The sequence below is a fragment of the Flavobacterium sp. FPG59 genome (genome assembly GCF_002150205.1).
Classification (GTDB): Bacteria; Bacteroidota; Bacteroidia; order Flavobacteriales; family Flavobacteriaceae; genus Flavobacterium.
The window spans coordinates 1-5,418 of sequence record NZ_MTCA01000204.1 but is presented as its reverse complement, the minus strand read 5'-3'; the positions used below and the strand labels follow the sequence as shown (position 1 = coordinate 5,418).

Genomic DNA, 5,418 nt, shown 5'->3' with positions numbered 1-5,418 from the left:
TGATTATATTCCACTGGATTTATCAGTACACAATACTAATTTTCAAAACCTACAATTGAAAAATGCCCCCGAATTTGAGCATTACATAGACAACTATTTATTAGAAAAAAATGCTAAAGTAGCTTATGGAGGTTACAATGAAACTAGAGATTTGTATAAGCGTAGTGGTATTTTTAATGATCCTAATATTGAAGAAAGGAACATTCACTTAGGACTAGACTTATGGATAAAAGCAGGAACGTCAGTATTAGCAGCTCTTGACGGTACCGTTCATAGTTTTAATTACAATACTGGTTTGGGTGATTACGGTCCTACAATAATTTTAGAGCACACCATTGAGGAACATCTGTTTTACACCCTTTACGGACATTTATCTTTAGATAGTTTAAAAAATATTGCTGTTGGTGATTTCTTTGCAAAAGGTCAGTTGCTAGCTACACTTGGAGAAGCAGCTGTAAACGGAGATTATGCCCCTCACCTACACTTTCAAATTATAAAAAACATACAAGGAATGCATGGAGATTATCCAGGTGTTTGTAGTAAAAAAGATTTAGATTTTTATCTAGAAAATTGCCCAGATCCTAACCTATTACTTAAAATATAAAATATGAAAAAATTAATTTTACTTACAGCTATCTTATTGGTTGTTATTGGTTGTAAAACAACTAAAGACATAACAATGAATCCCAAAATAGCAACGAATACAATAAAAATAGCTGTAGGTGAAATCAGTGATATTCAAAAGAACAAGGCCTATGAACTAGGTAAACGTGTTTTAATGACGTGTAACACTTCTAAATTTAAACCTTTTACGGCTGATGAAGCAACACCATCAGTGATTCAAAATACCACACAAGAAAGACTTACTAAAACATGTCAACGATTTAGACAATATTACGGCACATTTGAGGATTTAAAACTTATTGAAGCCTATACAATTAAAAGCGATAATTCCATTATTTTTAGATACAAAGCACTTTATTCTAAAAATATTGCCAATAAAGAATTGAGAGTCACAATGACATCTACTAATAAGGTTTCCTCCATAAAATCATTAGACTGGAAAGATGAAATTAGTATAAATTAATAACTCATTCAATTTCTAAGTATCCCATTTGATATATTTACCTTGTAATAAGCTAAAAATCAAGAGTTATTTTCTATTTTCCTGAAATAGTTAACCTAAATTATTTTACAAGTTTTCAATTTAATTATATAACAAATAAAATGTTGACTTAGTATAATTTTACAGTATTGAAAAAACGAACAAAATATTTGATTGTATTTTTTCGATAATTGTATTGTACTATTTTTTATACGTCTCTAAAATTAATTTTATAAATAATTAGTATTTGTGAAAATTAAATTCATTTGGGATTACCTTAAAATTAAATAACGTAACTTACATATTTTAAACACGTTACTAACACAACATTAAATAAATTTATTTGAAACTATACATTAAATACATGGTGAGCAATCGTTGTAAAATTGCTGTCAAAGAAGAGTTAAAAAAGCTGAAACTCCATTTTGTGGTTGTTGATTTAGGAGAAGTCGAAATCATGGAAAACTTATCTATGGAGCAAAGACAAATCTTAAAAGCTGCACTTCTTGATTCAGGGCTTGAGTTGATGGATGATAAAAAATCTATGTTGATAGAAAAAATAAAAAATGTCATTATCCAGATGGTACACCACTCAACTGAAGTCATTAAAATTAACTTTTCAGATTATTTAAGTCAGCAGTTAAACCATGATTACACCTATTTATCAAATTTATTTTCTGAGGTTCAAGGTACTACAATTGAACAATTTATTATTTCACATAAAACAGAGCGCATTAAAGAGCTTATTATTTATGGGGAATTAAACATTACTGAAATTGCTTGGAAAATGAATTACAGTAGTGTAGCCCATCTTTCGAGCCAGTTTAAAAAAGTGACAGGCTTATCTCCTTCACATTTTAAAAAATTAAAAGATAAAAGGAGAAGTCCAATTGAAGAAATTGGAAATCACAAAAACAACTTATAGATATGTATTACAAAAATGGAGAAATCCAGGAAAATAATGATGTTCAGTATAACCGAAATTTAATAGAGTCTATACTAGAGCCTATTTTTATTGTAAACATACAAGGTGAAATTATTGATTTCAACAAAGCAACTTCATTAATTATTGGTAAAGAACGTGAAAATATACTGTATTCCAATTTTGAAGATTATTGTCATCCCGTTCAGCAAGTTCGAAATCTTATATCAATAGTTTGCCAAAAAGGGTCACTATACGATCAAGCATTAGAAATTAAAGGTGAAGCTGGTAATTTAATACCCATCTTGTGTAATGGAACACCTTTTAAAGATAACGAAGGAAAATTAATTGGTGTTATTTTTGTTGTACGTGAAACCTCAAAACAAAAATGGTCCATTGAATTAGAGGAAGCGCATAAAGAAAAAGAAAAACAACAAGACCTTAATAAAGAACTTGAAAAACTCAATAACTCTGCAATTCTAGCATCTCAGTATACTTTGAGTTTAATTGAAGCCAGTCAAGATCCGCTAGTTACTTTGAACACCAAAGGTAAGATTACGGATATGAATCAGGCCTTGGTAAACAGTACTGGTATGTCAAGAGAAGAGCTCACTGGATCTGATTTTTTTGATTATTTTACCGAAAAAAAGAATGCTCGTGAAGTGCATAAAGAAGTTTTTGATAAAGGAAGCGTTTCTAATTTACCACTTACTATAAAGCACAGAAATGGAAAATTAACTGATGTACTTTGTAACGGTTCTGTATACAAAGATGCACAAGGAGAAGTGGCTGGTGTAGTTATAGTAGCGAGAGATGTAACAGAACAAAAAAAAATAGCATCAGCCTTAATAGAAGCACGAGTATTTGCTGAACTAGCAACCGAAATTGCAGAAGAAGCTAAAAAAAATGCCGAAAGTGCAGCCATAATTGCTAAAAATGCTGTAAAAGCCAAACAGCAATTTTTATCTAATATGAGTCACGAAATTAGGACTCCAATGAATGCAATTATTGGATTCACAAAAGTTGTTTTAAAAACCGATTTGACGGTAAAACAATTAGAATACATTAATGCTATAAAAATGAGTGGCGATGCATTAATCGTTTTGATTAATGATATCTTAGACCTTGCCAAGGTAGATTCTGGTAAAATGACTTTTGAGAAAAAACCATTCAAATTGAATGCTTCCCTTGAATCTATGCTTCATTTATTTGAAAATAAAATTCAAGAAAAAAACTTAAAACTTATTAAAGCATACGATACTAACATTCCGAATGTTTTAGTGGGTGACCCTGTTCGTTTGCATCAAATTATTTTAAACCTAGTAAATAATGCTGTAAAGTTTACCCAAAAAGGAAAAATCACAGTAGGTGCTCAGCTAGTTTTTGAGGACGATGATCGTGTGGTTATTGAATTTTCTATTTCGGATACGGGAATAGGAATACCAGCGGACAAACTAAATCATATTTTTGAAAATTTCAATCAAGCCTCAAGTGGTACTTCCAGAATTTATGGTGGTACTGGATTAGGATTAGCTATTGTTAAACAGCTTGTTGAATTACAAGGAGGAAAAATTCGAGTAAAAAGCACTATAAAAAAGGGATCTAATTTTAGTTTTTCTTTAAGTTTTCAAAAGACAAATGCCAATGCTGCACTAGAAAATGATTTGCTAGAACTGGATTCAGAAATTAAAAATATAAAAGTTTTAGTGGTTGAAGATATTGCATTGAACCAATTGTTAATGAAAACTGTTCTGGATGATTTTGGTTTTGAACGTGATGTTGCAGAAAATGGAAAAATTGCAATCGAAATGTTAAAAGATAAGACGTATGACATCATTTTAATGGACTTGCAAATGCCTGAAATGAATGGATTTGAAGCAACAGAATACATACGAATTAAAATGCAGTCACAAATACCTATAATTGCACTCACTGCTGATGTAACAACAGTAGATTTAGACAAATGTAAAGCCGTAGGAATGAATGATTATCTTGCAAAACCTGTAGATGAAAGGTTATTGTATAGTAAAATTGTTGGCATTCTTAAAAAACCTAAACTAGAAAAATTGTCAGCAAAATTGAATGAAAATATTGACACTACAGTAAAAAAAATAAGATGTATAGATCTTGTTTATTTAAATCAAAGAACAAAGTCTAATCCAGAGCTTATGATGGAGATGATTGATTTATATCTTGCTCAGACTCCCACATTAATAAATACGATTAAACAAAGTTTTGCAGAACAAAATTGGCAATTATTGGCTGCAGCTGCACATAAAATGATTCCTTCATTCTCTATTATGGGTATTAGTACTGACTTTGAAGATATTGCCAAAAGAATTCAGGAGTTTGCAAATTCACAAGAAAAATTAAATGAAATTGATGGATTAGTATTGCAATTAGAGGAAATTTGTTTGCAAGCTTGTGGAGAATTAGAAGAAGAATTAAACATTATAAAAAATAAAAAAAAGTGATAAACGAAAATAAAATTAAGATTTTTCTAGTAGATGATGATGCTTTATTTTTAAAATCATTGGAAATTGAATTTAATCAGAACACGGATTTTGTAGTAGAAACCTACCCTACTGGAGAAAAGTGCATAGAAAATTTAAATCATTCACCTGATTTAGTTATTCTTGATTTTCAATTAGATGGAATTGTAATTGGTGCTATGAATGGCTTGCAAACATTAGATAAAATAAAAGAATTAAACTCAAATATTCCTGTCATAATGCTTTCATCTCAGGATAAGATAGAGGTTGCCGTGCAATGCATGCATCACAAGGCATTTGATTATGTGGTAAAAAGTGAAACCGCTTTTTTACGCTTAGAAAAAATAATTTCTACGATTTTTAAGTATCAAAAATTAGAAAAAGAACTGCAATGGTACATGGATAGAATGTAGATTTTTCTCTTCTATTATAGTACAGCTACGCTTTAGCTTTCAATTTTAAAAATTTTTAAAATTGAAAGCTAAAGCGTTTTTTTTACTGCAAAAAAGACCTTAAATCATTTTGTGTGAATGATATAAGTATTATAAAAAATTGTACAACAATAACGAAGTTCATTACAACTATTTTTGTTTAACTAAATTATATAAAAATGAACATCAAAAGAATTTTTGGAACAATACTCACCGTCCTTGGGATAGGTGGATTAATTTATACAGCTATGTTATTCTCATCGGCAAATTCTGATTTTGAATCTGTAAAACCTTTACTGATTTACGGTATTCTTGGTGCTGTATTTTTTATTTCAGGAATCAGTTTAGTTCGTACTACTAAGGACGAATCTTAAAATGAATTAATTGGATTCTTCTAATTTTTAGAATTTCTATTGAATTAAAAGATCTTCAAGAAGTTTTGTATTTAAAGTATGAGTACATAGTATT

At 29.7% G+C, this 5,418-nt stretch carries 6 protein-coding genes; all 6 read left to right on the top strand.

What is annotated here, in order from left to right:
* The coding region (locus FPG59_RS13420; protein WP_140344665.1) for a peptidoglycan DD-metalloendopeptidase family protein at positions 1-604 on the top strand (604 nt) is incomplete at its 5' end.
* A gap of 3 nt (positions 605-607) precedes the next feature.
* Positions 608-1,087, top strand: a complete 480-nt coding sequence (locus FPG59_RS13415; protein WP_086455096.1) for a hypothetical protein — start codon at positions 608-610, stop codon at positions 1,085-1,087.
* Between the two features lie 382 nt (positions 1,088-1,469).
* On the top strand, positions 1,470-2,030 hold the full coding sequence (locus FPG59_RS13410; RefSeq protein ID WP_086455095.1) for an AraC family transcriptional regulator: 561 nt from the start codon (positions 1,470-1,472) through the stop codon (positions 2,028-2,030).
* Positions 2,031-2,032: 2 nt separating this feature from the next.
* A complete protein-coding gene (locus tag FPG59_RS13405) occupies positions 2,033-4,501 on the top strand; it encodes a PAS domain-containing hybrid sensor histidine kinase/response regulator (protein WP_086455094.1) in 2,469 nt (822 codons plus the stop codon).
* Positions 4,498-4,932 carry a response regulator gene (locus FPG59_RS13400; protein ID WP_086455093.1) on the top strand — a complete coding sequence of 145 codons (435 nt, stop codon included), beginning with the start codon at positions 4,498-4,500 and terminating at the stop codon, positions 4,930-4,932. The genes FPG59_RS13405 and FPG59_RS13400 overlap by 4 nt, the downstream gene beginning before the upstream one ends.
* Positions 4,933-5,129: 197 nt before the next feature.
* Positions 5,130-5,324 (top strand): hypothetical protein, encoded by a 195-nt coding sequence (locus FPG59_RS13395; RefSeq protein ID WP_086455092.1) that lies wholly within the window; start codon positions 5,130-5,132, stop codon positions 5,322-5,324.
* Positions 5,325-5,418: the final 94 nt, after the last annotated feature.